The sequence below is a fragment of the Ochrobactrum sp. Q0168 genome (assembly GCF_016427605.1).
Classification (GTDB): domain Bacteria; phylum Pseudomonadota; class Alphaproteobacteria; order Rhizobiales; family Rhizobiaceae; genus Brucella.
The window spans coordinates 19,352-42,801 of record NZ_JAELXQ010000020.1 but is presented as its reverse complement, the minus strand read 5'-3'; the positions used below and the strand labels follow the sequence as shown (position 1 = coordinate 42,801).

The window sequence follows — 23,450 nt, the reverse complement described above, 5'->3', positions numbered from 1 at the left end:
CTCGGCTGCCAGAAAGCCAACAAGATACCGGCCGGAAGGAAGTGGCCGCGGTTAGGATCCGGTTAGATTGCCGTTTCTTCCGGCCTATCATTTTGATTAAGATCAGCTTTAATGAATTCTGCCGTTTGCTGATAATGCTGTTGCAGGAGCGAAACAGCTTGTTCGGAGTTCCGTTCAAGCACAGCTTTCAATATAACTGCATGTTCTTCGTTTACCCGGCGCACCCGAAAGGCTTTCCGGCTGGAAAGTGATCTATACCGAGATAGACGTTCGGCCAGTTGTTCACAGAACGCGACAAGAGGACGCGACCTGCAGTTGCCGATCAGCAATGCGTGAAACATCCTGTGATGATGTTCCCATTCTGGATTATTCTCGAACTTTTCTGGATCAAGTGACCGCGGTGTTCTATCGAGCCTGTGATTGGCGACCAGCAGCGCTTCTTCCCAAGCTGATGTGGCATTGATGATGGATTCTCGCAGCGCAATGCCTTCGACCCAGCAGCGCGTTTTGGTCAACTCCGCCAATTCTTCAATACTGATCGATTGCACGTAAAAGCCGCGTTGTTCCTTTCCGACGACAAGCCCCTCTGTCGTCAGTCGGTTGAGCGCTTCTCGCAGCGGAGTCTGCCCGGCTGCATAATTTTCCATAAGGAATCGAAGCTGCAGCTTTCTGCCCGGTTCTAACGCAGCAGACAGAATGTCCGCTTTCAGCTTTTCATAGATGCTGGTGGCCAGGGTTGCGGCAGGTTCAATCCCCTTATTGATCACGTCCAAGCTCATGAATCTCCTGCTCCGCCAAGATACTGCTTTATATACACATGTTTGCGTCTGGGCAAAATTTATAAATTTTTATATTGCAATTAAAAATTTGCACATTAAACCTGTCCGCCGAGGAGAACGTGAATGGGTGGACCCTATAAATCACCGGCAAGGCTTGGATCAGGATGCAAATGCTGCGGCGTGGATATTCACTGCCACGTCGTTCCTTCGCGCTTTCCGGCGCCCCCAGGCGGCGTTGCGATGGCTGGCTGGCCGAGCATGCAAAGTGCCGACCCTTGTCATGCAACCGTCGTCATCGACGACAAGCCTTATCGCACCGTGAGTGATGCGTGCTGGGTAGCGGAGCGGCGTTTGGCCGAGATGGACCGCGCCGGGATCAAGGTTCAAGTCCTTTCACCGATGCCGGAGCTGTTCGGCTATTGGCTTGATCCCCGCCCCGCCCACGATCTCGTTCGTCATGTCAATGATACGATTGCGTCTCTGATCGCGGAAGGCCGAGGGCGTTTCGCAGGATTTGGTGGAGTGGCACTGCAGAACCTCGACCTTGCTATCGAAGAACTCCATCGGCTCGTCAAGGATCTAGGCTTTTCAGGCGTCGAAATCGGTAGCAACATCAATGGTGTTCCAATTGGGGATCCGCGCCTACATCCCTTCTTCGCTGAAGTAGAGGCTTTGGGTGCGGCAGTTTTTGTTCATGCGGTGAGGCCGGCTGGCCTGGATCGTCTGGTGGGGCCGACATCCCTGCAACAGGTCATAGGGTATCCCACGGATGTGGGCCTCGCGCTTGCTTCCACCATTACCGGCGGGCTGCTTTTGAAGTTTCCGAAACTGCGTATCGCCTTCAGTCACGGTGGGGGTACATTTGCTTCTCTTTTACCGCGGCTGCAGCAAGGGTACGAGGTTTTCCCCGCTTTGAAGGAAACCATGCCCGAGGCGCCCGAAGTACAGGCAAGACGTCTCTATGTTGATTCATTGGTCTTCAATAGCGAAACGCTGCGCCGTATCGTTTCAATATTCGGCGAAGACAAAGTTATGATCGGCACTGACTATCCGTTTAATTTTCAAGATGCAGATCCCGTTGCAAGTGTTCAGGCTTCCTTCACGGATCCCTTTCTCCGCGAGCGACTGATTTCTGGCAACGCGCTTGATTTTCTAGCTTTCAACAAGGTCTCAGCAGATGAGCAATTTTCCCATTGTGGCGCTGCGCAGCGTTGAGCTGTCAACGCCCGACATCGACCAATCTGTCGATTTCTACACCCGTGTGTGGGGGCTCGACGTCGTTGCCGAGTTGGACGGAAAGGTTTTTCTCGCCGCGAGCGGGGATGATTTCCACGTGCTGGAGCTAAAGCCGGGCGAACACGTGGAACTGAGGAAAACGACGTTTCGCACCCAATCCTCTCATTGCCTTGATGCTCTATTCCAAAGGGTCAAGGAAGCCGGATGTACCGTGCTGCGCGAACCAGGCGAAGCCGATGCACCGTCAGGTGGACGACGCTTCGTCATCCGCGAGAAACAGGGCGCGGTGCTGGAATTCGTGCACGGCGACCTCCGTAAGACCGCGTCTCAATCCAGCAACCGCCCGACAAGACTGGCCCATGTCAACATCAACAGTACCGATATTGAAGCTCTTTCGAGCTTTTACCAGGACGTTCTCGGCTTTCGCCTGACCGACCGGTCAAAACTCATGGCCTTCCTTCGCTGCAACGATGACCACCATGCGGTCGTGTTGGCTGAGGCCTCCCAAAATGGACTGAACCATGTCGCTTTTCTGATGCCTGATCTTGAATCAGTCATGCGCGGTTCTGGACGTGTGGTCGATGCCGGATATCCAATTGGATGGGGTGTCGGACGCCATGGTCCAGGCGACAACGTGTTTGCCTATTTCGTCGACCCGATGGGCGTTGTCGTCGAATATACTGCGGAGGTTCTGCAAGTCGATGACGATTATCGCGTGAAGGGGCCGTCCGAATGGACCTGGCCGCCTGGACGCACGGACCACTGGGGCATCGCACCCCCAAAGAGTGACGCCTGCAAGAAGGCGCAGCTCGCCGTCGGCTTTGCCCGATAGACCGATCCATCGAACAGAAAGTTTGCAGAGGCCTACCAGTGCATTATGAAAGCGAAGTCTCCAGTCACGTCGATGTCCTTGTCGTCGGCTTTGGCCCGACCGGCGCAGTTGCCGCGGGCATGCTGGGCCAGAAAGGCCATTCCACGCTTGTGGTCGACCGCCTTACCAGCATTTATGACAAGCCGCGTGCGATCGCGATCGACCATGAGATTCTGCGCCATTTCGACAATATGGGGGTGGCAGATCAGGTGTTGCCGCATGTTGCACCGTTCACCGCCTCCCAACATTTCGGCGCAAAGGGTCAATTAATCCGGCGTATCGACATGGTCGCCGAGCCATATCCGCTGGGATATACGCCGAGCATGGTCTTTACCCAGCCACCGGTTGAGATTGCCCTGCGCCAACATGCGCAAAGTTTCGACTGTGTTGCGATTGAACTGGGCACCGAGTTGATCGACCTTGTCGATACCGGAGACGAAGTGCTGGCCAAGCTCAAGGACAGCGCCGGCGCGATACGTACGGTCTCTGCGCGTTACGTCATCGGCTGTGATGGTGCATGGAGCACGGTGCGTCAGCTTGCCGGCATGAAACTGGACGATCTCGTATTCGACGAACCCTGGCTCGTCGTCGACGTTCAAGTCAAGGAAGACGCGCTGCCGAAGCTCCCTTCAACCTCGGCACAATTCTGTAATCCAGCGCGACCGACGAGCTTCATAATCGGGCCAAAACAGCATCGCCGTTGGGAGATCATGCTGCTACCCGACGAAGATCCGCGTGAGATGGAGAAGCCGGAAAATGTCTGGAAACTTCTCGCTCCCTGGCTGACGCCCGCCGACGGGGAACTATGGCGTGCCGCCGCCTACAGATTCCATGCCCTTGTCGCCGACGAATGGCGGCGCGGTCGTATCACGATTGCAGGAGATGCGGCTCATCAGCAACCGCCATTCATCGGTCAGGGCATGTGCCAGGGATTGCGGGATGTTTCAAACCTCGTCTGGAAGCTTGATCGTGTTCTAAAAGGGCAATCCTCGCCGGACCTGCTCGACACATATACGGTTGAACGTCGTCGCCATGTGCGGACATTAACGGGCAAGATCAAGGCGATCGGCCAGTACATTTGCGAACGTAATCCAGAGGCAGCTGAAGCCCGCGATGCGCGCATCCTTGCCGAAGGCGGAGGCCAACCTCTGACCATCACTCGCCAGGATATCGTGCCGCCCATCGAAGAGGGACTGATCGCAGCCGAAGGAGCCCCGGCAAGGGGTTTGCTCTTTCCGCAGCCTTCGATCGTGGAAACAACGTCCACGCCATTACTCGACAAGATCACAGGGACCGGCTGGCGGGTGTTTCTGGACGGACGCAAGATCGCCTCCGGCGAAAGCGCTAATCTCAGTTCTCGCCTTGGGGATATGGCCGTACACGCGATTGTCCCTGCTTCGGACAAAATTGAGGGGACAGCGCTTCTTGCGGAAAAGGATCATGTCCTCGCCGACTGGTTCGACCGCCATGACGCGGTGGCCGTCATTGTGCGGCCAGATCACTACGTTTTTGCAGCAGTCGAGTCGCTCGCCGATCTTGATGAACAGCTTTCGGATCTGCGGCAGCGTCTCGCCTGAGACATGACGTGATCCGCTAGAGACTTTTAATCCGGTTTTGGGAGGGAACACATGACCGATTCAACTATCCAGAGAAGGAGTCCTTGGCGGCCGTTCGCGGTCCTCGCCATGCTCTTCCTGTTTCAAACACTGAACTTCTTCGACAAGCTGGTCTTCGGCCTGTCTGCAGTGCCGATGATGAAGGAGTTACAGATCACGCCGCAACAATTCGGCCTGATCGGCAGCAGCTTCTTCCTGCTATTCTCGATCTCAGGCGTGCTCGTCGGTCTATTCATCATCGGTCGCGTGCCCACCAAGTGGATTCTGGTCATTCTCGCTGCCATCTGGTCGCTCACACAGATTCCAATCTATTTCACCAGTTCGGTAACTGTGCTGGTGGTCTGCCGCATTCTGCTGGGGCTTGGTGAAGGCCCTGGCCTACCGACGGCGCTGCATGCAACGCATAACTGGTTTAGTCCGGAGAAGCGAAGCGTGCCGAGCGCAGTTGTGTTGCAGGGCATTAGTGTTGGTCTGCTGGCAGGGGGACCTATCCTCACCTACATCATCGTCCAGTATGGCTGGCGGACCGGCTTCCTGTTTTGTGGCGTGATCGGCATCTGCTGGATCGTAGCCTGGATGTTAATCGGAGGCGAAGGTCCCTATGCGGCAAGCAACGAGAAGAATGCTGCAAGTCAACCTTCCGAAGCACCAATTCCGGCTCGCAAGCTCTGGCTCGACCCAACAGTCATTGGCGTCATCATCATGTCGACGATGTCCTATTGGATTGTGGGGATGTCGGCCACCTGGCTCCCACCATTCCTGCAGCAAGGCTTGGGCTATAGTCAGGTGCAAACTGGCAGTGTCATCTCAGCCGTCTATATCTTCCAGTCACCATTGTTGTTGCTCGGCTCCTGGATTGCTCAGCGAATGCTTCAGCGCGGCGTCAGCAAACGCACCACGTTGGGCAGCGCTTCGGGTTATGCCTTGCTTGTCAGTGGTCTGGCCTTGGTCGCCTCCGTCTACGCCAGTGGTATACTTCAGCTTGCTCTGATCGCTATTGCATTCGCTGCGCCAAGCCTGACCACCATATATGGTCCGATTACGCTTGGGGCCGTAGCTCCAGCCGTTCAGCGTGGCAGACTTATCGTGGTGATCTATTCTGCGAATGCAGTTTCTGCCCTCGCCTCTAATGCAATTACAGGAATGATTGTGCAGCGGTCCGGTCCCGAGCATCTCTCGGACGGCTATGCCAATGCGATGATGTTCACTGCGGCAATTCTCATCATCGGAGCCATAGCAGCTTTCGCTCTGATTTTCCCCGACCGCACAATTCAACGTTTCAACGAACGCCATCGCGTTTCCGACAACATGCAGCGGGCGTAAGCGCCCGCACCTTCCAAGTATCCAAGGAGAATGAAGTATGAGACTATCCACCGTCAGAATAGCCGGGCGCACGACTTGGGGCGTCGTTGAAGAAGCTGGATTTCGCGACGTCGGTGCTGCGTTGGCAGGCCGCTATGCCGATCTTAAAGCTGCCATCAGCGCCGGTCTGGCGGGCGTAGCCGAGGCCGCTGCTTCCACTGTCATTATCCCTGTTGCCGAGCTAGAATGGCTACCGGTTATACCAAACCCGGATAAAATCCTATGCGTCGGTTTGAATTACGAAACGCATCGTTTGGAAACTGGTCGGTCCGAAGTGGAAAACCCGACAATCTTCGCCCGCTATGCCAACTCGCAGATCGGGCACCTTGCACCTATCGTGCGCCCTAAGGTTTCGACTGACCTTGACTATGAGGGGGAACTGGCAGTCATCATCGGTAAGGCCGGGCGTTATATTTCGCGTGCCGATGCAATGAGCCATGTTGCGGGTTATGCGATCTATAATGATGGCAGTATCCGCGATTTTCAACGCCACACGCACCAGTTCACGCCTGGCAAGAACTTTCCAGATACCGGCGCCTTTGGTCCGTGGATGATGACCCCAGACGAGCTCGGTCCCCTGTCGAACCTGCGTATACAAACAAGGTTGAACGGCGAAGTTGTTCAGGACACAACATTCGATCATATGATTTTCGATATTGCTCGCCAGATCGAATATTGCTCGACATTCACACGCCTCGAAGCGGGCGATGTGATCGCTAGCGGCACCCCCGGCGGCGTCGGTGCGAAGCGAAATCCACCTCTTTGGATGAAGCCCGGAGATGTCGTTGAAGTCGAGATCGACAAGCTCGGCATTCTGCGAAATCCGATTGTGGACGAAGCATAAAATCCACGTATAGCGATATGAACGCCAACTTATTTGGCGTTCGTTGAGCCGCAAGTTGTCGATGTGAGCCACCTCTCGCATGATAGGATCGGTCTGTGGGGCTGCAAGTGAGAAGCCGCCTGCGCAGACCTTGATAACGAGGTATATCAAACTATTAGGAGTTGAATGCACATAAACATGCGCATATAATCTTCGCGGAAAAGGAGCCGGTCTCATGCCACATCAAGAGCCTACCCGCGCATCCAAGCGTGCAACAAATCTTTCAATCGATAGTGAACTTCTTTCTGAAGCACGTCGCCATAAGATAAATATTTCGCGTGCAGCGGAGATTGGCATCGCACAGGCGTTAGCTAACGCCAAGTCAGCACTCTGGAAAGAAAGCAACCGCGCGGCGATACAAAGCTCCAATGCGTATATCGACGCAAACGGCTTGCCTCTCGATCGCTATCGTCAATTCTAATGGCGAGATATGACGTTTATTCCAATCCAGGTGGCGGCTATGTGCTCGATGTACAGGCTGATCTACTGGATGAGCTTAAAACACGTATTGTTATCCCGCTGATTGTCAAGCACTGGCACCCATTCCCGCAAAAAGGCTTAATCCGAGCTTTGAGATCGATGGTGAGGAACATGTCTTAGCCACACAATTCATGGCCGCTGTTCCCGTGTCAGTCTTGAAGAATCCAGTTACGAACCTCTCTTCTTCGCACGACGAGATCGTATCGGCACTTGATATGGCTTTTCATGGATTTTGAAACGTGCGGATTGTTCATGCCGTCCGTGTGACAACCTTCCCAGCTTGATTGCCCAGTTGGGTCCGGTTGGAATGAACAGGGTGTCGCGCAAGGTATCTTCCGTTGGCGAAAAATTCGGCTGCTTTTCTCTCAAGGTTCAAGTGCACTATTTGCCGTCGAGAAAAATGTAGAGCCCATTTTTCTCGAGCCGCTTTCAAAAAATTTCCGGCTGCACTTGTAAAAAGATGACCAAGGACATAGATATAGCAATATCGATTTTGTCATCGAACGACGCGGCTTTAATTTAAGCCCTTCTTTTTCTTTCAAATCGTAAAACTCGCAACGAATTCATTTTCGTTATTATTAACCGTTCGATTTGAAGGATATTCAATATGACCAACGGAACAGTAAAATTCTTTAATAGCACAAAGGGCTTTGGATTTATTCAGCCTGATGATGGTTCTCCGGATGTGTTCGTTCACGTTTCGGCTGTTGAGCGTGCAGGCATGCATTCGCTTAACGAAGGCCAGAAAGTGAGCTTTGAACTGGTAGCAGATCGCCGCTCAGGCAAGAAGGCTGCAGATAATCTTCAGGCTCTTTGATCTGAGTGAACACCTTGTCTCCGAACTTTGACCACGGATGTACTGGCACTGCTCGTTGAGGCAATCGGAAGGTCGGGCTCGCCCGGCCTTTTTTTCATTTGGGCCTATTTTTGGCTCAATTGGGGAACCATCAGGCCTTAAGGGAGTATATTTATGAGCGCGCTTACAAAAGAAACGCTCTTCAAGCAGCCTCTCTCGCGCATGGAAACAAAGCACGCCGTCACCGACAGGACGGCCAAAACTATTCTGGAAAGCGAGAAAGCGGCCGTCAATGCAAAGACTGAGCGGCTTCGCGCTGCGCGACTTGAACGCGAACACATTAAATCATCATAAGAGTAGGATAGAAATTGCAGGTACTCGTCCGAGATAACAATGTGGATCAAGCGCTCCGCGTACTCAAAAAGAAACTGCAGCGCGAAGGTGTCTTTCGTGAAATGAAGGCGCGTCGTGCTTACGAGAAGCCATCTGAAAAGCGTGTTCGCGAAAAAGATGAAGCGATCCGCCGCGCGCGTAAGGACGCAAAAAAGAGGGCTCAACGGGAAGGGCTTTTGCCAAAACCCAAAAGAAAGACGGTTCCTTCCCGGCCGCGAAACCAATCATCCGCTACAACCACCTGAATTTTCGTGAGAGCACCTTTTAAAGCTATCAATCTCTGAGCAGAAAGAAAATGGCCCGCCGCTCTGACGGGCTACGCAGTATTAGTCGTTTTGAGGGATGTGCTGGCCAGCTTTCACTTGCTGATCGTGGTTCCGTCGCGCTGGCCTCAGCCATTTCTTATTTTGATTATCGCGTCCAGTGTGGCATTGGTTTTCCTCGTGAAGGGTGCTAGGTCGACGCTCATACCAAAAAGACCACCGAACCTTCTGTTTCCAGAAGCAGATGGGAACCTATCTTTTTACGCTGATGGCCATTGAGGCGACCTATTTTCCCATAAGTTCAAATCCGATAACCGTGGTCGGTACAGCGTCTTTGCGACAGCGAAAACACCGCCCTTCAACCCCAAAAATCTCCAAGATTGCCCATGGTTGTGTCGGATGGACAGGCGAACGTCCCCCATGCGCGAACTTTGCTTGCCACTGATTCTATCCTTTCTTTTAAGCTCCTAACGCCAACAACTTGCGTTCAGTATTGACTTTTGTCAGAAGCATTGACTAATGTCAGAATATCCAACGAAAGAACCTCGATGCCCGTCCGACCCCACGACCAGATTATCCACAAAGCCGCCTGGCTCTATTATACGCACGGCCTGCGTCAGGACGAAGTAGCCCAACGGCTTGGAATCTCTCGCGCCTCAATAGCGATGTATCTGCGCAAGGCCCGCGAGATGGGGATCGTCACAATCTCGACCTCTTCGGAGCTGTTTTCTGACGATGTTCTGGCACGCGAACTGGAAGACGCGACGGGCCTGAACACTGTCTGGTTGGTGCCGGAAGATCGGCAGGCAATGGACCCGGCTGCTGAAATGCCAGTCGTCGCTGCTTCTGTTTTCCTTGAACTCCTCAACAAAAGTGATCGGGTTGGCGTCGCGTGGGGCCGTACGGTCTATCACATTGCCGACGTGATGCCTTTTGCGGATCTGAGCGGCGTTACCGTTGTTCAACTCTGCGGCAATCTCGGTGCGCCTTATTCTTACCGGCCAGACCAGTGCACGACGGAAATCGCCCGCCGTCTCAATGCGGAAGGCATCAACGTCTATGCACCGCTCGTGCTTTCGTCCGAGCGCCTTGCCGATGAACTGCGCTGCGAGCCTGTTATCAAGGAACAGCTTGCAACGATCTCAGACTGCAATCTGGCGCTCTATTCCGTTGGCGGTATCGAGGATGACAGCCATCTCGTCAAATGTGGCGCGCTTTCTGCCGCAGACATGCATGCCATGGGGGAGAAAGGCGCTGCCGGAGTCATTGCCGGTCAGTTGATTGACCGCGATGGCCAATGGCTGGATTGCAATCACAACAGGCGCTGCATTTCCGCCGATCTCGATTCCATTCGCGCCATCAGGAAACGCATGCTCGTCGTGCAGGAAGACAACAAGTTTGAGCCACTGGTGGCGGCATTGAAGGGTGGCTTTGCTTCCCATCTCGTTATTACGGCCTCAATGGCACGTCGAATTCTGGATCGCTGGAGCAAGGATGGGCTCGGCAATGGTGGTTCAAGCAAGGCTTGAGCCAACACAGTTAGGGTCCGCCGATGCCGGCTGGGCCGGTTTATCGGGAGGCTGAATACCATGGAAAATCTCTGGCGCGATGACGTAGCGGAAAAGATCATCGCCGAATACGCCTTGAAAGGCATCAACCGTGATCTGGCGCTGCGTACCTATACGACGCGGCTTCTGGGCGGCGAGCCACGACTGGTGCTGCATGGCGGCGGCAACACGTCGGTAAAAACCGAGCTGACAGACCTCGTCGGCGACACTCATGCGGTGCTCTGCGTTAAGGGCAGCGGATGGGACATGGGCACCATCGAACCTGCAGGCCTGCCTGCGGTGAAAATCGACGCACTCCTCAAAAGCCGTAAACTCGACAAGCTTTCGGATGAGGACATGGTGACGCTGCTGCGCGCCAATCTCATCGATCCTGCTGCTCCGAACCCTTCGGTGGAAGCGCTGCTGCATGCCTTCCTTCCGCACAAGTTCATCGAACACACGCATTCGACGGCTATTCTCGCCATTGCTGACCAGGCCGAGAGCCAGGCGATGTGCACAGAACTCTTTGGCAGGAAGATGGGCTTTGTACCTTATATCATGCCAGGCTTTGCTCTCGCCAAGGCAGCCGTCGAAGTATTCGAACGGGACCCGAAGGTTGAGGGCCTTATACTCGACAAGCATGGCATCTTTACTTTCGGCGACACCGCGAAAGAAGCCTATGATCGGATGATCTACTATGTCACCGTCGCGGAAAATCACGTCAGGAAAAACGGTCGTAACCCTTTCACGCCCGCTGTCCTTCCCGCTTCGCTGGTAACGCCCGGCGATATCGTCCCGATGCTGCGCGGCGCAGTTGCCGTCGACAAGGGAGAAGGCCGCTACGACCGGATGGTCACTGTTTTCCGCACATCCCCTTCTATTCTCGATTTCGTCAATGCCCGCGAGGTCAAGGACATGGCGGCGCGCGGTGTTTCTACGCCGGATCTTTCAATCCGCATTAAAACCGGCCCGATGGTGTTGCCTGCGCCTACTGCGGATGATCTCGCCGGTTATCGCACGGTCATCGACCAGCACGTTGCAACCTTCGTGGCCGATTACACCGAATATTTTCGCAGCAATGATGTGCGCGATGACGTCAAGCGCACCATGCTCGATCCCATGCCGCGCCTGACGCTGGTGCCCGGCCTTGGCATGTTTGGCCACGGACGAACCTTCAAGGATGCCACCATTGCCGTTGATGTCGGTGAGATGTGGATCGAAGCAGCCCGCGATGCTGAATCCATAGGGCGGTTCGAGCCAGTCAGTCGTCCCGATCTCTTTGACCTTGAATACTGGTCGCTTGAACAGGCGAAGCTTGCGGGCGCCAAACCGAAGCCCTTCACTGGGCAAGTCGCTGTCGTCACGGGGGGCGCGGGCGCCATCGGTGCTGCCGTCGTCAAGGCCTTTGCGGCGGAAGGCGCTCATGTTGTTGCGCTCGATCTCGACGGCGAGAAGGCGACGACAATTGCCAAGGCCGCCGGTAACAACTCCATCGGCATTGCCTGCGACATCACCGATCCAGCCTCTGTGCGCGCCGCCTTTGACAAATCGGTCGCAACATTTGGCGGCGTCGATATTGTGGTGTCGAATGCTGGCGCGGCCTGGGAAAGCCCTATCGCCACGATGGACGATGCGTTGCTTCGTAAGAGTTTCGAGCTCAATTTCTTCGCTCATCAGAGCGTCGCGCAAAATGCAGTGCGTATCATGAAGATGCAGAAAACGGGTGGGGTGCTGCTGTTCAATGCCTCAAAGCAGGCTGTCAATCCGGGCGCAAAGTTTGGCGCCTATGGCTTGCCAAAAGCGGCAACGCTCTTCCTCTCGCGGCAATACGCGTTGGAACACGGTGCCGACAACATCCGCGTCAATGCGGTTAATGCGGATCGTATCCGTTCCGGTCTGCTCAACGACGAGATGATAGCCAATCGGGCCGCCGCCCGGGGTCTTTCCGTGAAAGACTATATGGGTGGCAATCTGCTTGGCCTCGAAGTGACAGCGGAAGATGTCGCCCGTGCCTTCGTCCACCATGCGCTTGCAGAACGCACGACCGCCGACGTAACGACCGTCGATGGTGGAAATATCGCTGCGGCGATGCGCTGATCTTTCACGCCTCGGGCAGACAAATCCCAGTCGTTCAGATATACAAAAAAGGGGCGGTCCAATGGACCGCCCCTTCTTCATTCAGTCATGCCTATATTGGCCCCAGTCAAAACGCGACCGCAGGAAATGCTTTTTATTTATGGCTTCGGCATCCACGCGGGCATGGCGACTTCAGCATGGGCGAACTGCGGCAGCTTCTTGCCTAGCTCTTCCATATTCTTGATGTCCTGATCGTTAAGGTCTTTCTGAGTGATCAGCGTCGGCGGCACGATGACCTGCTTGCCGGGATCTTCACCGGCCAAAAGCATGGCGAGCGAGCGCACGGAAACCTGACCGACTACAGCCGGGTTGGTCGCTGCAGTCGCAACCCACGCAGAACCGGATTCACGCATGGCGGCGATATCTGAGGTCGAGATATCCGCCGAATAAATTTTCACATCGGAAGACATGCCCGCTTCGTCGACCGCGATCTTCACACCCTTGGCGAATTCGTCATAGGGTGCGAACATCACGGTGATGTCGGGGTTGGCAGAGATCACCGATCGCGCTTGATTGGCGACCGAATTGGCGATGGGATTATCCATTGTACCAAATTGGGCAGCTTCCTTGATGCCAGAATATTTCGTCTTGAACTCTTTCCATTTCTCGTCACGACGATCGAGCGGCGCGATGCCTGCAACATAGACATAGCCAGCCTTGAAGCTCTCGCCATTGTCCTTGATCGCCTGCTCGAGTGCCAAGCGAGCCAGGTCATGATCGGACTGCTCGACTTGCGGAATCTTCTCGTTCTCGACGTTCACATCGAAAGCGACGACCTTGATGCCAGCATCGACCGCACGCTTGGCAGCTTCCTTCATCGATTCCGTCAGCCCGTGCTGGATAATGATACCCTGCACACCAAGCGCGATTGCCTGGTCCACCATATCAGCCTGCAAGGCCGCATCCTGACGGCTGTCAAACACTTGAAGCTGAACGCCCAGCGCCTTAGCCTGCGCTTCAACGCCCGCAAGGTAAGACTGGAAGAAGTCGCCGGTCGATAGATAGCGCACGAGTGCGATCTTCACGTCACCCGGCTTGTCGAAGGGTTTCGGCATATCGGCCGCAATGGATGGTGCGGCAAATGTTGCTGCGGCCATCAGCCCGAGCGTCAGCTTGCCCAGGGTTCTACGCGTGAAATTCATGTCAGTCTCCTCCACTGATCAATATTGGTAGCCCGCTGAAGGTTCCCGCTTCAGCGTTTGCCTCTTTTCGAGAGCGCAAAGGTGAAAATCAGGGCGATGACGAGCACGGCGCCCTTGACGAAATCCTGGGTGTAATAAGGCGCATTCATCATCGTCAGGCCCTGCAAAAGGATGCCGACAAAGAGCGCGCCTACGGCGGTGCCGAACGCATTTGGCTTGGCTGCGCCGAGTACTGCGAAACCAATGAGGGCCGCGGCAACAGCATCGAGAAGCAGATTATTGCCAGAGGCGATATCGCCGCGCCCAAGACGGGCAGCAAGCAGAATGCCGCCGATAGAGGCAAAGACGCCGGAGATGACATATGCCGAGATCTTGTAGGCGTTCACCGGCGCGCCTGCGAGGCTTGCCGCACGCTCGTTGGAGCCGACAGCATACATCATCCGGCCAAAGCGGGTATATTCCAAAAAGAACCAGATGAGGATGGCCAGCACGATCAGCACGACGACCGAAACTGGCACCAGATTTGGCAAGATGAAATCGAAGCGGTGGCGACCGAGCGCCAGGAAGGCCGGGCTGAAAGCGCCGGTTGCTGTCGAACCGTCAGGAAGCGTCATGCCCGTTGCGATTGAACGCCCCTCGGTCGGGATGCGCTGCAGGCCGAGCAGCAGGAACATCATTCCAAGCGTCGCCAGCAGATCTGGAACGCGCATATAGACGATGATGATCCCGTTGATCAGACCCACGATCACGCCCACCGCAAGACAGACGAGCGTCGCTGTCAGAGCATCACCGCCCAAGACCACCATCACATAGGACGAAGCCATCATGGCCGTGGTGGCAACGGAGCCAATGGAAAGATCGAAACCGCCCACAACCAATGTCGCCGTGACGCCGAGCGCAAGAATTCCCGTGATCGACACGGACTGCAGGATAAAGACCGCGCTCTGGGGCGAAGCGAAACCACCGGTTACAGCTGAGAAATAGAGCACCATGCCCGCAAGCAGCACGAGGAAGCCATATTTGATCACGATTTCCCGTATGTTCAGGGACGGGGGCTGAACTGCAGCGGTTGCGGCTGATTTACTCTTTTCACTTATCATCATGCACTGACCTGTTGATGGGATTGTCCGGCAATCTGAGAGAGCAGCCGCTCGACATCGATGTCGAGATTACGGTGCTCGCCTACGATGGTGTGTTCCGACATCACCAGGATGCGGTCGGCAACTTCGAAGGCTTCATCCAGCTCCGTGACGAAAAGAATTGTGGTGCGCCCTGCCGCAGAAGCGCGCAACTTCTCACCTATGTCGCGACGCGCGGCGATATCGACGCCCTGGAAAGGCTCATCGAGGATGAGCAGCCGCGACGGCTCCGAAAGCCAACGGCCGACCATCACCTTCTGCTGGTTTCCGCCTGACAGTGTCTGCATCTCGTCGCGCTCACTGCGACAAACGACACCGAGCGAGGAAATCTGCCGGCGCGCGGCTGCCTTCTCTGCCCGGCGGCTGGCAATACCGAAAGACGAAAGCCGGCGCAGGAACGGCAAACTGATATTCTCGTAGATATTGAAGTCCGGCACGATGCCGCTGATGGCACGGTCCTTGGCGACAAGGAAAACGCCTCTGGCAATCGCTTGACCGGTCGTCGTCGGTGCGTAATTCACGCCATCAAGCGTCATTTCGCCAGCTGCCGCAGCGCGCGCGCCAAACAACGTTTCCGCAAGCGCCGTCTTGCCGACACCGACAAGACCCGTGACGGCGACGATCTCGCCATCGCCGAGATCAAAATCGAAGGGCCGCGTCTGTTCGGAAAGCTTGAGGCCTCGCACACTGAAGACCGGGCGACCGGCATCGCGGACGACAACGGTGCCAGCCGACATCTTGCGCCCCAGCATGGCATTGACTGCGCCCTCATAATCGAGCTTCGGTCCCTCGAAACGGCCAGTGATGCGACCGTCGCGGAGCGAGACGATGCTGTCGGCAAGGCGACGAATATCCGACATGCGGTGAGAGATATAGAGAATGGCGACGCCCCGCGCCTTCAAACGATCGACCAGGTCAAACAGACGATCCGCCTCGGCACTGGAAAGCGACGATGTCGGTTCGTCGAGGATCAGCACTTTCGGTTGATGCGCCATGGCACGCGCTATCGCCACCATCTGCCGATCCGCAAGGGTCAGGTCATTGATATTGGCCGCAAGATCGATGCCAAGGCCCATGCGCGAGGCGACCGCTGCCGCTTCGCGACGGACCCGGCGCGGATTGAAAAATAGCCGCGCTCCACGCCCGTTCAACCGATCAAGCGTGAGATTGGTCGCAACATCGAGATCGGCAACGACCCCATCATTAATATTCTGGTGCACAGTGACGACGCCAGCCCGGATCGCCTCGGCGGGCGTTGCCGGTTCGAAGGTGGCATCCGCCAGCGTGATAGTGCCAGCACCGCGCGTATAGACGCCGGAGAGGATACGCACGAGCGTCGATTTTCCGGCGCCATTGGCACCCATCAAAACCGTCACTGCGCCTGCTTTGAGGTCGAGGTCCACACCCTGCAGCACCGTCACAGGGCCAAAGGATTTGCGCACGCCCTCAATGCGAAACACTGGCTGTTCGCTCATAAATTCCTCCCAATGACGCCACGTTAAGATAGGCTTCCATCAAATGTCAAGGCCATTGACATTTGACAGAATGATGCCTTAGCTGTCGGAAAGACGGCATGGAGACGCATGGTGGAGGCGGCCATGCGCAGGAGGAGAGCAATATGGACAGCCACGTCTTCGAGGCGCTGAGTACAGATACATTGCCGGTTCGACTTGGGGGCAATGCCGCCCTCAAAGAGAAGGTCGGAAGCGATTCGTCGCGCTGGACCATCAGAGAAGTCGGCGACGGTAACCTCAATCTCGTCTTCATCGTCACGGGCGAGACCGGGGCCGTGATCGTCAAGCAGGCGTTGCCCTATGTGCGCCTCGTCGGCGAAAGCTGGCCGCTTCCACTGAAGCGCTCATTTTTTGAATATCATGCGCTCAAGCGTCAGGGCGCACGTGATCCTGGCATGGTGCCGGAAATCCTGTTCTTTGACGAAGCGCAGGCCGTCATCGTCATGGAGTTTCTAACGCCGCACATCATTTTGCGCCGCGCATTGATCGACGGTCGCGAGCTTCCCAAGATCGGTCGTGATCTCGGCCTATTCGTTGCTCGTACCCTCTTCCGTGGTTCCGATCTTTCCATGGCGACGCGCGAAAAGAAGGCGGATGTCGCCCTGTTCTCCGACAATGTCGAGCTTTGCGATATCACGGAAAACCTTGTCTTCTCCGATCCATATTTCGAGGCCAAGCTCAATCACCACACCACGCCGCAACTCAATCCAATCGTAGCGGAACTGCGTGCAGACCGCGAACTCAAGGTTGAAGCGCAGCGGTTGAAGCACCTCTTCTGCGCCAAGGCTGAGACACTCTGCCATGGTGATCTGCATACCGGTTCGGTCATGGTGACCGACGACGAGACGCGTGTCATTGATCCTGAATTTGCCTTTTACGGTCCGATCAGCTTCGACGTCGGTATGCTGATCGCCAATTTCTGGATGAGCTATTTTTCCCAGGCCGGTCATGAGACCGCCCCCGGCGCTCGCGACAGTATGCGCGCTTATCTGCTGGATACGATCGACACGCTTTGGGAAACGTTCCGCGTCGAATTCGCCGATCTGTGGCGGACCGAGCGGAAGGGTATCCTCTATCAGGCAAGTCTTTTCGAAGATCGCCAAGACCCGCTTGCCGCCGAACAGGCGCTCAACATCGTCATTAATGAGATATGGCACGAAATGCTTGGGTTTGCCGGTATCGAAACCCACCGCCGCATCCTGGGCCTTGCTCACAATGCCGATTTCGAAACCATCACCGACCCCGACCGCCGCGCCTCTTGCGAGAGCAAGGCGTTGAAGTTCGGGCGTCACCTCGCCGTCAACCGGCAACGCATCCATAGTCTTCGGGATATCCGGGAGACAGTGGAGCGGCTTGAAAAGGAGATCCTTGCGTGAAAGTCGGAGAACGCCACTACCATACGATCTGGCTGAACGAAGACGGTCGCTCTGTTGACATTATTGACCAGCGCTGGCTGCCGCATGAGTTCCGTGTGGTAACGCTGAAAACCGTCGCCGATGTGGCCGACGCTATCCGCGACATGTGGGTGCGTGGCGCGCCACTGATCGGTGTCACGGCTGCCTATGGCGTCGCCATCGCCATGGCGAAAGATTCATCCAACGCACATCTCGATGCCGTCTGGGAAGAGCTCAACGAGACGCGCCCGACCGCCATCAACCTGCGCTGGGCGCTGAATGCAATGCGTGAATTTCTGCGCCCTTTACCAGAAGCTGAACGTGCGGATGCTGCTTATAAGCGCGCAGCCGAGATCGCCGATGAAGATGTCGAGCTCAATCGCGCAATCGGCGCGAACGGCCTCGATGTCATCCGCAAGATTGCCGCAAAGAAGAAGCCGGGAGAGCCCGTGCGCATCCTTACTCATTGCAACGCTGGCTGGCTTGCTACCGTCGATTATGGCACTGCGACCGCACCGATCTATATGGCCGTCGAGGAAGGAATCCCGGTCCACGTCTATGTCGATGAGACGCGTCCACGCAATCAGGGCGCTTATCTGACGGCCTGGGAAATGAACGGCCATGGCGTGCCACACACACTGATCGTCGACAATGCCGGAGGGCATCTGATGCAGCACGGCGATATCGACATGGTGATCGTCGGCACGGATCGCACCACGGCAAACGGCGATGTCTGCAACAAGATCGGCACCTACCTGAAGGCGCTTGCAGCGCGTGACAACGACGTACCCTTCTATGTCGCGCTCCCCTCACCGACCATCGACTGGACGGTGCATGACGGCGTCAAGGAAATCCCCATCGAGGAGCGGACAGCCGACGAAGTGAGCTTCGTCCAGGGCCGCGCAGCCGATGGCTCCATTGCGAGCGTCCGCATCTCGCCGGAAGGTAGCCCCGCAGCCAATCCCGCTTTCGACGTCACGCCCGCGCGCCTTATTACGGGTCTCATCACGGAGCGTGGCATCGCGACGCCATCACCCGAAGGCCTGAAAGCGCTCTTCCCGGAAAGGAGCTGAGACGATGGCTTTGACCAACCAAAAATCCACCGAGGATATTGCACTCGGTATTCGTCGACGCGTCTTCTTCCATACAATGAAGAATAATGGCGGCTATCTGAGCCAGGCCTGTTCCGCCGCCGAAAGCCTTGCGCTGCTCTATAATGAGCTGTTGACACTCGGCGAACCGACCCTACCGAAAGTGCCGTTGCCTTTCCGTGGCGTACCCTCGGCCCACAATCCGGATGCCTTCACGGGTGCCGGATATCATGGGCCCGTCGGTTCGAGCTTCGACCGCTTCTTCATTTCGCCCGCCCATTATGCACTGGTCATCTATTCCGCGCTGATCGAGACGGGGCGGATGGACGAACATGCACTCGACCACTTCAACAAGGACGGTGGCTCGGTCGAAATGATCGGCGCAGAGCATAGCCCCGGCATGGAAGTGACCACCGGTTCGCTGGCGCAGGGACTTTCCATGGCGTCTGGCGTCGCCTGGGCGCGACTGCGGAAAAAGGAACCCGGCAAAGTCTGGGTCTATATGTCCGACGGCGAATTCCAGGAAGGCCAGACCTGGGAATGTCTCGCGGCAATGAGCTATCATAAGATCGACAACATCCGCGTCATCGTCGACGTGAACCACCAACAATGCGACGGCGCCATGTCTTCCGTACTTGACCTCGGCGATCTCGCGACCCGTGTCGCATCGTTCGGCGTCACCTGCCGTTCGGCGGATGGCCATGATCTGGGTGCGCTGCGTGATGCCGCTGAAAGCGCAGAGGCTGGCAAGCCTCTCGTCATCCTCGCCAACACTTCGCCTTACCAGGGCATGGATTTCCTGAAGAAGCGTTTCCCGCGCCTGCACTATGTCCGATTCAAAAGCGCGGAAGAGAGGCTGGAAATGCAGACGGCACTTGCCGCCGAACTCGGCATCGATCTCACTGCGATGGAAGGGGCCTGACCATGGTCGAAATCGTCAACCGCCCCTATGCCACGGCTTTCGAAGCCTTCGCAACCGCGCGTCCGGAAGTTTTGTGCCTTTCGGCTGACCTCACCTCGTCCTGCGAGGTCGACGGTTTTCGCGACCGGCATCCAGAGCAGTTTCTCACTCTTGGCATGGCCGAACAGAACATGTTGTCCTTTGCTGGCGGCCTCGCCATGCAGGGTTACCGGCCTTTCATTCATACCTTCTCGGTATTTCTCTATCGCCGTCCCTATGACCAGCTGATCAACTCGATCGCCTATTCCAACCGCAAGGTCCGGCTGATGGGGTTCCTTCCCGGTATCACAACGCCGGGCGGCATAACGCATCAGGCAATCGAAGATATTGCCGTATTGCGCGCGGTACCGAATATGACGATCCTTGAAACCGGCGATGCGACGGAAGTCGAGACCGTGCTGGAAGTCGCCGATAGCATTGACGGCCCGGTCTATGTGCGTATCCTGCGCGGGGAAGTGCCGCGTCTATTTTCGACGCCCTTTGTGTTCAACAAACTGCGTACGCTTTCGGAAGGTGAAGACATTCTCGTCGTCTCTTCCGGCGTATGTACCGAAGAAGCGCTGCGGGCCACTGGTCCGATCGCCGCGCGTGGTGTCGGCATACACCATCTTCACGCCTCGACACTGAAGCCATTCGATAGGGATGGCCTTCTGAAAGCCGCACGCGGTAAAAAAGGCATCGTCACGCTGGAAAATCACACCATCGTCGGCGGACTCGGATCTCTGGTCGCAGAAATCCTCGCAGAAGAGGGGCTGGGCATCCGCCTAAAGCGTCTCGGTCTTAACGACACTTTTGCCCATGGCGCTTCGAAGCCATATCTCATGAAGAAGTATGGTCTCGATGCGGGGGCGCTGGTTTCGGCAATTGAAGGGCTTGTCGGCAAGAAGCTCGCCATCGGCCAAGAAGAGTTGGCAGAAATTCGGCTCGATCATGTGCATTCCGCACAAAAGGCCGAGGCCCTCTGATGGCGGCGCGCTTTACGGTCACCTATTTATTGCGCGCTGCTGACGAAATGGAAGCCCGCGCGCGGGCGCTTGAAATCGCACTGGAACAGACCGTGGAAATCCCGCGCAACGTCGTGCCGAAAGGTTATGTTGAAGACGAGATACTCGGTCGACTGGAAAGCCTTAATAGGGCCCCTGAAGGCAGGCCGGGATTTCTCGCCGCAATCTCCTATTCGGAAGATGATGTCGGCGGGGACTTCCTGCAGTTCCTCAACATCGTCTTCGGCAACAGCTCCATCAAGCCGGGCATCAAGGTAGAAGACATTGGCTTGTCGCCGGGTTTGCTCGATCTATGCAAGGGACCGCGCCACGGCATCAATGGATTGCGGGCCCGGGCCGGTGTCGGTCAACAGCCATTGCTGATGTCGGCCATCAAGCCGGTCGGTCTTTCAACCGTAACTCTTGCCCGTCTCGCTCATGATTTTGCGCTGGGCGGCATGCATTTTGTCAAGGACGATCACGGCCTCGTCAACCAGAAGAGTGCACCCTTTGAGGAGCGGCTGAAGGCCTGCGTCGAATCCGTTGGCGAGGCGAATGTGAAGAGCGGCGGTCGCACGAGCTTCGTTCCCAACATCACAGGCCCGGCAACTGCCATCATAGAGCGAGCAAAACAGGCTCAAGAATGGGGCGCGGGTGGGATCATGATCGCTCCGGCGCTCGCAGGCTACGACGTCGTGCGTACCCTTGCGGCAGATCCGGACTTTTCCTTGCCAATCGTCTCGCATCCCGCCTTTTCCGGTGCCAATGTCGTCTCACCCGATTGTGGCTTCTCGCACCGCGCCTTTTTTGGCACGTTGCACCGCCTGATGGGTGCCGACGCAGTGGTCTATCCAAATTTCGGTGGCCGCTTCGGCTTTACACGCGAAGAATGCCTGTCGATTGCAAAAGCCTGCGCCGTCGATATGGGCGGTCCAGAGGCCATCGTCGCGGCACCCGGTGGGGGCATGACTTTCGCTCGCATCCCGGAAATGCGCGAGGTCTACGGCAACGATGTCATGTATCTCGTTGGAGGCGCTTTGCTATCGGAACCTGACCTAGTCAGCGCCTGCAGACGGCTTGTTGCAGCAACGCAGTGACAATTCGACCGGCTCATTAAACTGGGCATGGGTGCGACCCGATGAAGGCAGACGGGTATGTCTATTTGCGCGACGAATGCCTGAAGCCATTCGTATCGGAAAAACACTGCATGGTTTTAGGATTCTTCTCGCTTTGGCTCCAGCGGTGCATTGGCAACCGTTTGCTTATCCACGTCGCTGCTTATCCCCTCGATCCCATATGCTACTCGAACAGGCCTGCCGATACACCCGTTTGGCGGTTATGTAACCGTATCATCATCTGATAAGCACTGTCTTAAGTATTCCAGCTCTGTACAAGCTGAGATAAGGTCGAGCGTTCCGGCACCGTTTTCAAAGAGTAGAAGACGGTCTTGTCTCTATTGACGGTAAACAGCAATGAGATTGCTCACCTCGCATTTTTCTCGTCTTCGGCCAGATTTGATGAGGAGGACCCTCCGACCGACGGCGCATGATCAGTTCCAGAATCAGCATCCCAGTACTTCTCAAGGAGGCCCGCCGACGATTCTTCCCATTGTCCGCAAGCTTTCGGCACTTATTATCTGATGCTCTTCACACCAAGGATTAATCCATGAGCCAATTAGTTCATCCCCTCTTGCGGCTGCGAGACGGTCATCACGCGCATGTTACCTATGAAGAGCTCTTCTTCGATCTCGTTTATGTTTTCGCAGTCACGCAGCTCAGCCATACGCTGCTTCATCATCTGACTGCGTGGAGCGCGCTTGAAACACTCGTGCTATGGTTCGCGGTTTGGCTCGGCTGGCAATATACTTGCTGGGTCACCAACTGGTTTAATCCCGAACAGCCAAAATTACGCTTTGTTCTGTTCGTCTGCATGGCGCTGGCGTTGGTCATGGCAGCCTCGATCCCTGACGCTTTTGGCGAAGGCGGTCTGATATTCGCCGGGTGCTATGTCACGATGCAACTGGGGCGAACAGGGTTTATCGTGTGGCAATTGGGGAGTGATCACCCGCTGGCGGCCAATTATCGCCGCATGCTGGGTTGGCTTGCGATTTCAGCCTGCTTCTGGATCGGCGGAGCCTTTGCAGAAGGCGAGGCGAGGCTCGCACTTTGGATCGTGGCAGTGCTTTGCGAATATGTTTCACCCATGATCGGATTTGCCTTGCCGGGAATGGGTCGCTCACGCGTCAGCGATTGGACGATTGAAGGCGGGCATCTCGCCGAGCGTTGTCAGCTCTTTGTAATCGTGGCGCTGGGTGAAAGTCTGCTGGCGACGGGAGCCACGCTTGCAGGCGCAGAAAACTGGAACGCCGCTGAACTGTCCGCCATGCTCGCGACTTTCCTCGGCACGATTGCCATGTGGTGGCTCTATTTCGGCACATCCGGCAAGGATGCAACGGCCCGCATCACGCATGCCCGTGATCCTGGGAAGATCGGCGCCTATTTCCACTACGTTCACGCCATACTGATATTCGGTATCATCGTTAGTGCGGTGGGTAACGATCTTGCCATGGAGCATCCCGCCGGCCATGCCAGTCTGGCGCAAATTGTCGTCATCGCCGTCGGCCCCGCTATCTATCTGATCGGCAGTTCGATCTATAAATATGTCGTTTATGGTCGCCTCCCCCTTTCCCATCTCGGGGGTGTCGTTTTGATGGCTCTCATTGCGCTTTTCGCTCAGAGTGCCGATCTTCTAACGCTTGGATGGCTCACAACCACGGTTCTTTTCGGTATCGGCTTATGGGAAAGCCGGACGAAGAGCCCGATTTCGTTAAATGAAGGCGGCGCCCACCCTTGAGCGGGCGCCAG

Annotated in this window: 22 protein-coding genes and 1 pseudogene; 18 read left to right on the top strand and 5 right to left on the bottom strand. The window is 56.1% G+C overall.

Going from position 1 to position 23,450, the window contains the following annotated elements; translation table 11 throughout:
* Positions 1-62: 62 nt before the first annotated feature.
* Positions 63-779, bottom strand: a complete 717-nt coding sequence (locus JAU75_RS21425) for a GntR family transcriptional regulator (protein WP_199058527.1) — start codon at positions 777-779, stop codon at positions 63-65.
* Positions 780-902: 123 nt separating this feature from the next.
* Between JAU75_RS21425 and JAU75_RS21420 the strand changes: the two genes are divergently transcribed.
* The 12 genes and pseudogenes from JAU75_RS21420 to JAU75_RS21365 all read left to right on the top strand — a co-directional run bounded on the left by JAU75_RS21420 (position 903) and on the right by JAU75_RS21365 (position 12,323).
* Positions 903-1,994, top strand: a complete 1,092-nt coding sequence (locus JAU75_RS21420; RefSeq protein WP_199058526.1) for an amidohydrolase family protein — start codon at positions 903-905, stop codon at positions 1,992-1,994.
* Positions 1,957-2,847, top strand: coding sequence for a VOC family protein (locus tag JAU75_RS21415; RefSeq protein ID WP_199058525.1), 891 nt, complete (start codon positions 1,957-1,959; stop codon positions 2,845-2,847). Before JAU75_RS21420 ends, JAU75_RS21415 begins: the two co-directional genes overlap by 38 nt.
* Positions 2,848-2,885: 38 nt before the next feature.
* Positions 2,886-4,463, top strand: a complete 1,578-nt coding sequence (locus JAU75_RS21410; protein WP_199058524.1) for a bifunctional 3-(3-hydroxy-phenyl)propionate/3-hydroxycinnamic acid hydroxylase — start codon at positions 2,886-2,888, stop codon at positions 4,461-4,463.
* A gap of 51 nt (positions 4,464-4,514) precedes the next feature.
* The gene (locus JAU75_RS21405) at positions 4,515-5,825 is read left to right on the top strand and encodes an MFS transporter (RefSeq protein ID WP_199058523.1); all 1,311 of its coding nucleotides are present in this window, start codon (positions 4,515-4,517) and stop codon (positions 5,823-5,825) included.
* A gap of 37 nt (positions 5,826-5,862) precedes the next feature.
* A complete protein-coding gene (locus JAU75_RS21400) occupies positions 5,863-6,708 on the top strand; it encodes a fumarylacetoacetate hydrolase family protein (RefSeq protein ID WP_199058522.1) in 846 nt (281 codons plus the stop codon).
* 214 nt (positions 6,709-6,922) lie between these two features.
* Positions 6,923-7,168, top strand: a complete 246-nt coding sequence (locus JAU75_RS21395; RefSeq protein WP_199058521.1) for a type II toxin-antitoxin system CcdA family antitoxin — start codon at positions 6,923-6,925, stop codon at positions 7,166-7,168.
* A pseudogene (locus JAU75_RS21390) lies at positions 7,168-7,463 on the top strand (CcdB family protein). The gene JAU75_RS21395 and the pseudogene JAU75_RS21390 overlap by 1 nt, the downstream one beginning before the upstream one ends.
* Positions 7,464-7,834: 371 nt before the next feature.
* Positions 7,835-8,044, top strand: coding sequence for a cold-shock protein (locus JAU75_RS21385; protein ID WP_199058520.1), 210 nt, complete (start codon positions 7,835-7,837; stop codon positions 8,042-8,044).
* A gap of 153 nt (positions 8,045-8,197) precedes the next feature.
* A complete protein-coding gene (locus JAU75_RS21380; RefSeq protein WP_199058519.1) occupies positions 8,198-8,377 on the top strand; it encodes a hypothetical protein in 180 nt (59 codons plus the stop codon).
* 14 nt (positions 8,378-8,391) lie between these two features.
* Positions 8,392-8,661 (top strand): 30S ribosomal protein S21, encoded by a 270-nt coding sequence (gene rpsU, locus JAU75_RS21375; protein WP_199058518.1) that lies wholly within the window; start codon positions 8,392-8,394, stop codon positions 8,659-8,661.
* 566 nt (positions 8,662-9,227) lie between these two features.
* Entirely contained in the window at positions 9,228-10,208 is a 981-nt protein-coding gene (locus JAU75_RS21370) for a sugar-binding transcriptional regulator (RefSeq protein WP_199058517.1), read from the top strand.
* Between the two features lie 60 nt (positions 10,209-10,268).
* Complete coding sequence (locus tag JAU75_RS21365; RefSeq protein ID WP_199058516.1) at positions 10,269-12,323, top strand: bifunctional aldolase/short-chain dehydrogenase; 2,055 nt, start codon at positions 10,269-10,271, stop codon at positions 12,321-12,323.
* Between the two features lie 137 nt (positions 12,324-12,460).
* Here the strand turns inward: JAU75_RS21365 and JAU75_RS21360 are convergent, their stop codons facing one another.
* The 3 genes from JAU75_RS21360 to JAU75_RS21350 are packed head-to-tail and all read right to left on the bottom strand — an operon-like array spanning position 12,461 to position 16,118.
* Positions 12,461-13,504 carry a substrate-binding domain-containing protein gene (locus JAU75_RS21360; RefSeq protein WP_199058515.1) on the bottom strand — a complete coding sequence of 348 codons (1,044 nt, stop codon included), beginning with the start codon at positions 13,502-13,504 and terminating at the stop codon, positions 12,461-12,463.
* 50 nt (positions 13,505-13,554) lie between these two features.
* On the bottom strand, positions 13,555-14,604 hold the full coding sequence (locus JAU75_RS21355; protein WP_199058551.1) for an ABC transporter permease: 1,050 nt from the start codon (positions 14,602-14,604) through the stop codon (positions 13,555-13,557).
* The gene (locus JAU75_RS21350; protein WP_199058514.1) at positions 14,604-16,118 is read right to left on the bottom strand and encodes a sugar ABC transporter ATP-binding protein; all 1,515 of its coding nucleotides are present in this window, start codon (positions 16,116-16,118) and stop codon (positions 14,604-14,606) included. Before JAU75_RS21350 ends, JAU75_RS21355 begins: the two co-directional genes overlap by 1 nt.
* A gap of 143 nt (positions 16,119-16,261) precedes the next feature.
* Between JAU75_RS21350 and mtnK the strand changes: the two genes are divergently transcribed.
* From mtnK to JAU75_RS21330, 4 genes are read left to right on the top strand one after another with little or no spacing between them, the layout of a single operon-like run.
* Positions 16,262-17,533 carry an S-methyl-5-thioribose kinase gene (gene mtnK / locus JAU75_RS21345; protein WP_199058550.1) on the top strand — a complete coding sequence of 424 codons (1,272 nt, stop codon included), beginning with the start codon at positions 16,262-16,264 and terminating at the stop codon, positions 17,531-17,533.
* Positions 17,530-18,624, top strand: coding sequence for an S-methyl-5-thioribose-1-phosphate isomerase (gene mtnA, locus JAU75_RS21340; RefSeq protein ID WP_199058513.1), 1,095 nt, complete (start codon positions 17,530-17,532; stop codon positions 18,622-18,624). Before mtnK ends, mtnA begins: the two co-directional genes overlap by 4 nt.
* A 4-nt stretch (positions 18,625-18,628) precedes the next feature.
* Complete coding sequence (locus JAU75_RS21335) at positions 18,629-19,564, top strand: 1-deoxy-D-xylulose-5-phosphate synthase N-terminal domain-containing protein (RefSeq protein WP_199058512.1); 936 nt, start codon at positions 18,629-18,631, stop codon at positions 19,562-19,564.
* Positions 19,565-19,566: 2 nt separating this feature from the next.
* Positions 19,567-20,568: a transketolase C-terminal domain-containing protein gene (locus JAU75_RS21330; RefSeq protein ID WP_199058511.1), complete on the top strand. Its 1,002-nt coding sequence runs from the start codon at positions 19,567-19,569 to the stop codon at positions 20,566-20,568.
* A gap of 124 nt (positions 20,569-20,692) precedes the next feature.
* Here the strand turns inward: JAU75_RS21330 and JAU75_RS24310 are convergent, their stop codons facing one another.
* Positions 20,693-20,752, bottom strand: a complete 60-nt coding sequence (locus tag JAU75_RS24310) for a hypothetical protein (RefSeq protein WP_371836226.1) — start codon at positions 20,750-20,752, stop codon at positions 20,693-20,695.
* Between the two features lie 124 nt (positions 20,753-20,876).
* On the opposite strand from JAU75_RS24310, the gene JAU75_RS21325 reads away from it, so the two are divergent.
* Together JAU75_RS21325 and JAU75_RS21320 are read left to right on the top strand one after the other, a co-directional pair.
* Positions 20,877-21,683 carry a RuBisCO large subunit C-terminal-like domain-containing protein gene (locus JAU75_RS21325; RefSeq protein ID WP_371836225.1) on the top strand — a complete coding sequence of 269 codons (807 nt, stop codon included), beginning with the start codon at positions 20,877-20,879 and terminating at the stop codon, positions 21,681-21,683.
* Between the two features lie 568 nt (positions 21,684-22,251).
* The gene (locus tag JAU75_RS21320) at positions 22,252-23,439 is read left to right on the top strand and encodes a low temperature requirement protein A (RefSeq protein ID WP_199058509.1); all 1,188 of its coding nucleotides are present in this window, start codon (positions 22,252-22,254) and stop codon (positions 23,437-23,439) included.
* Positions 23,440-23,450: the final 11 nt, after the last annotated feature.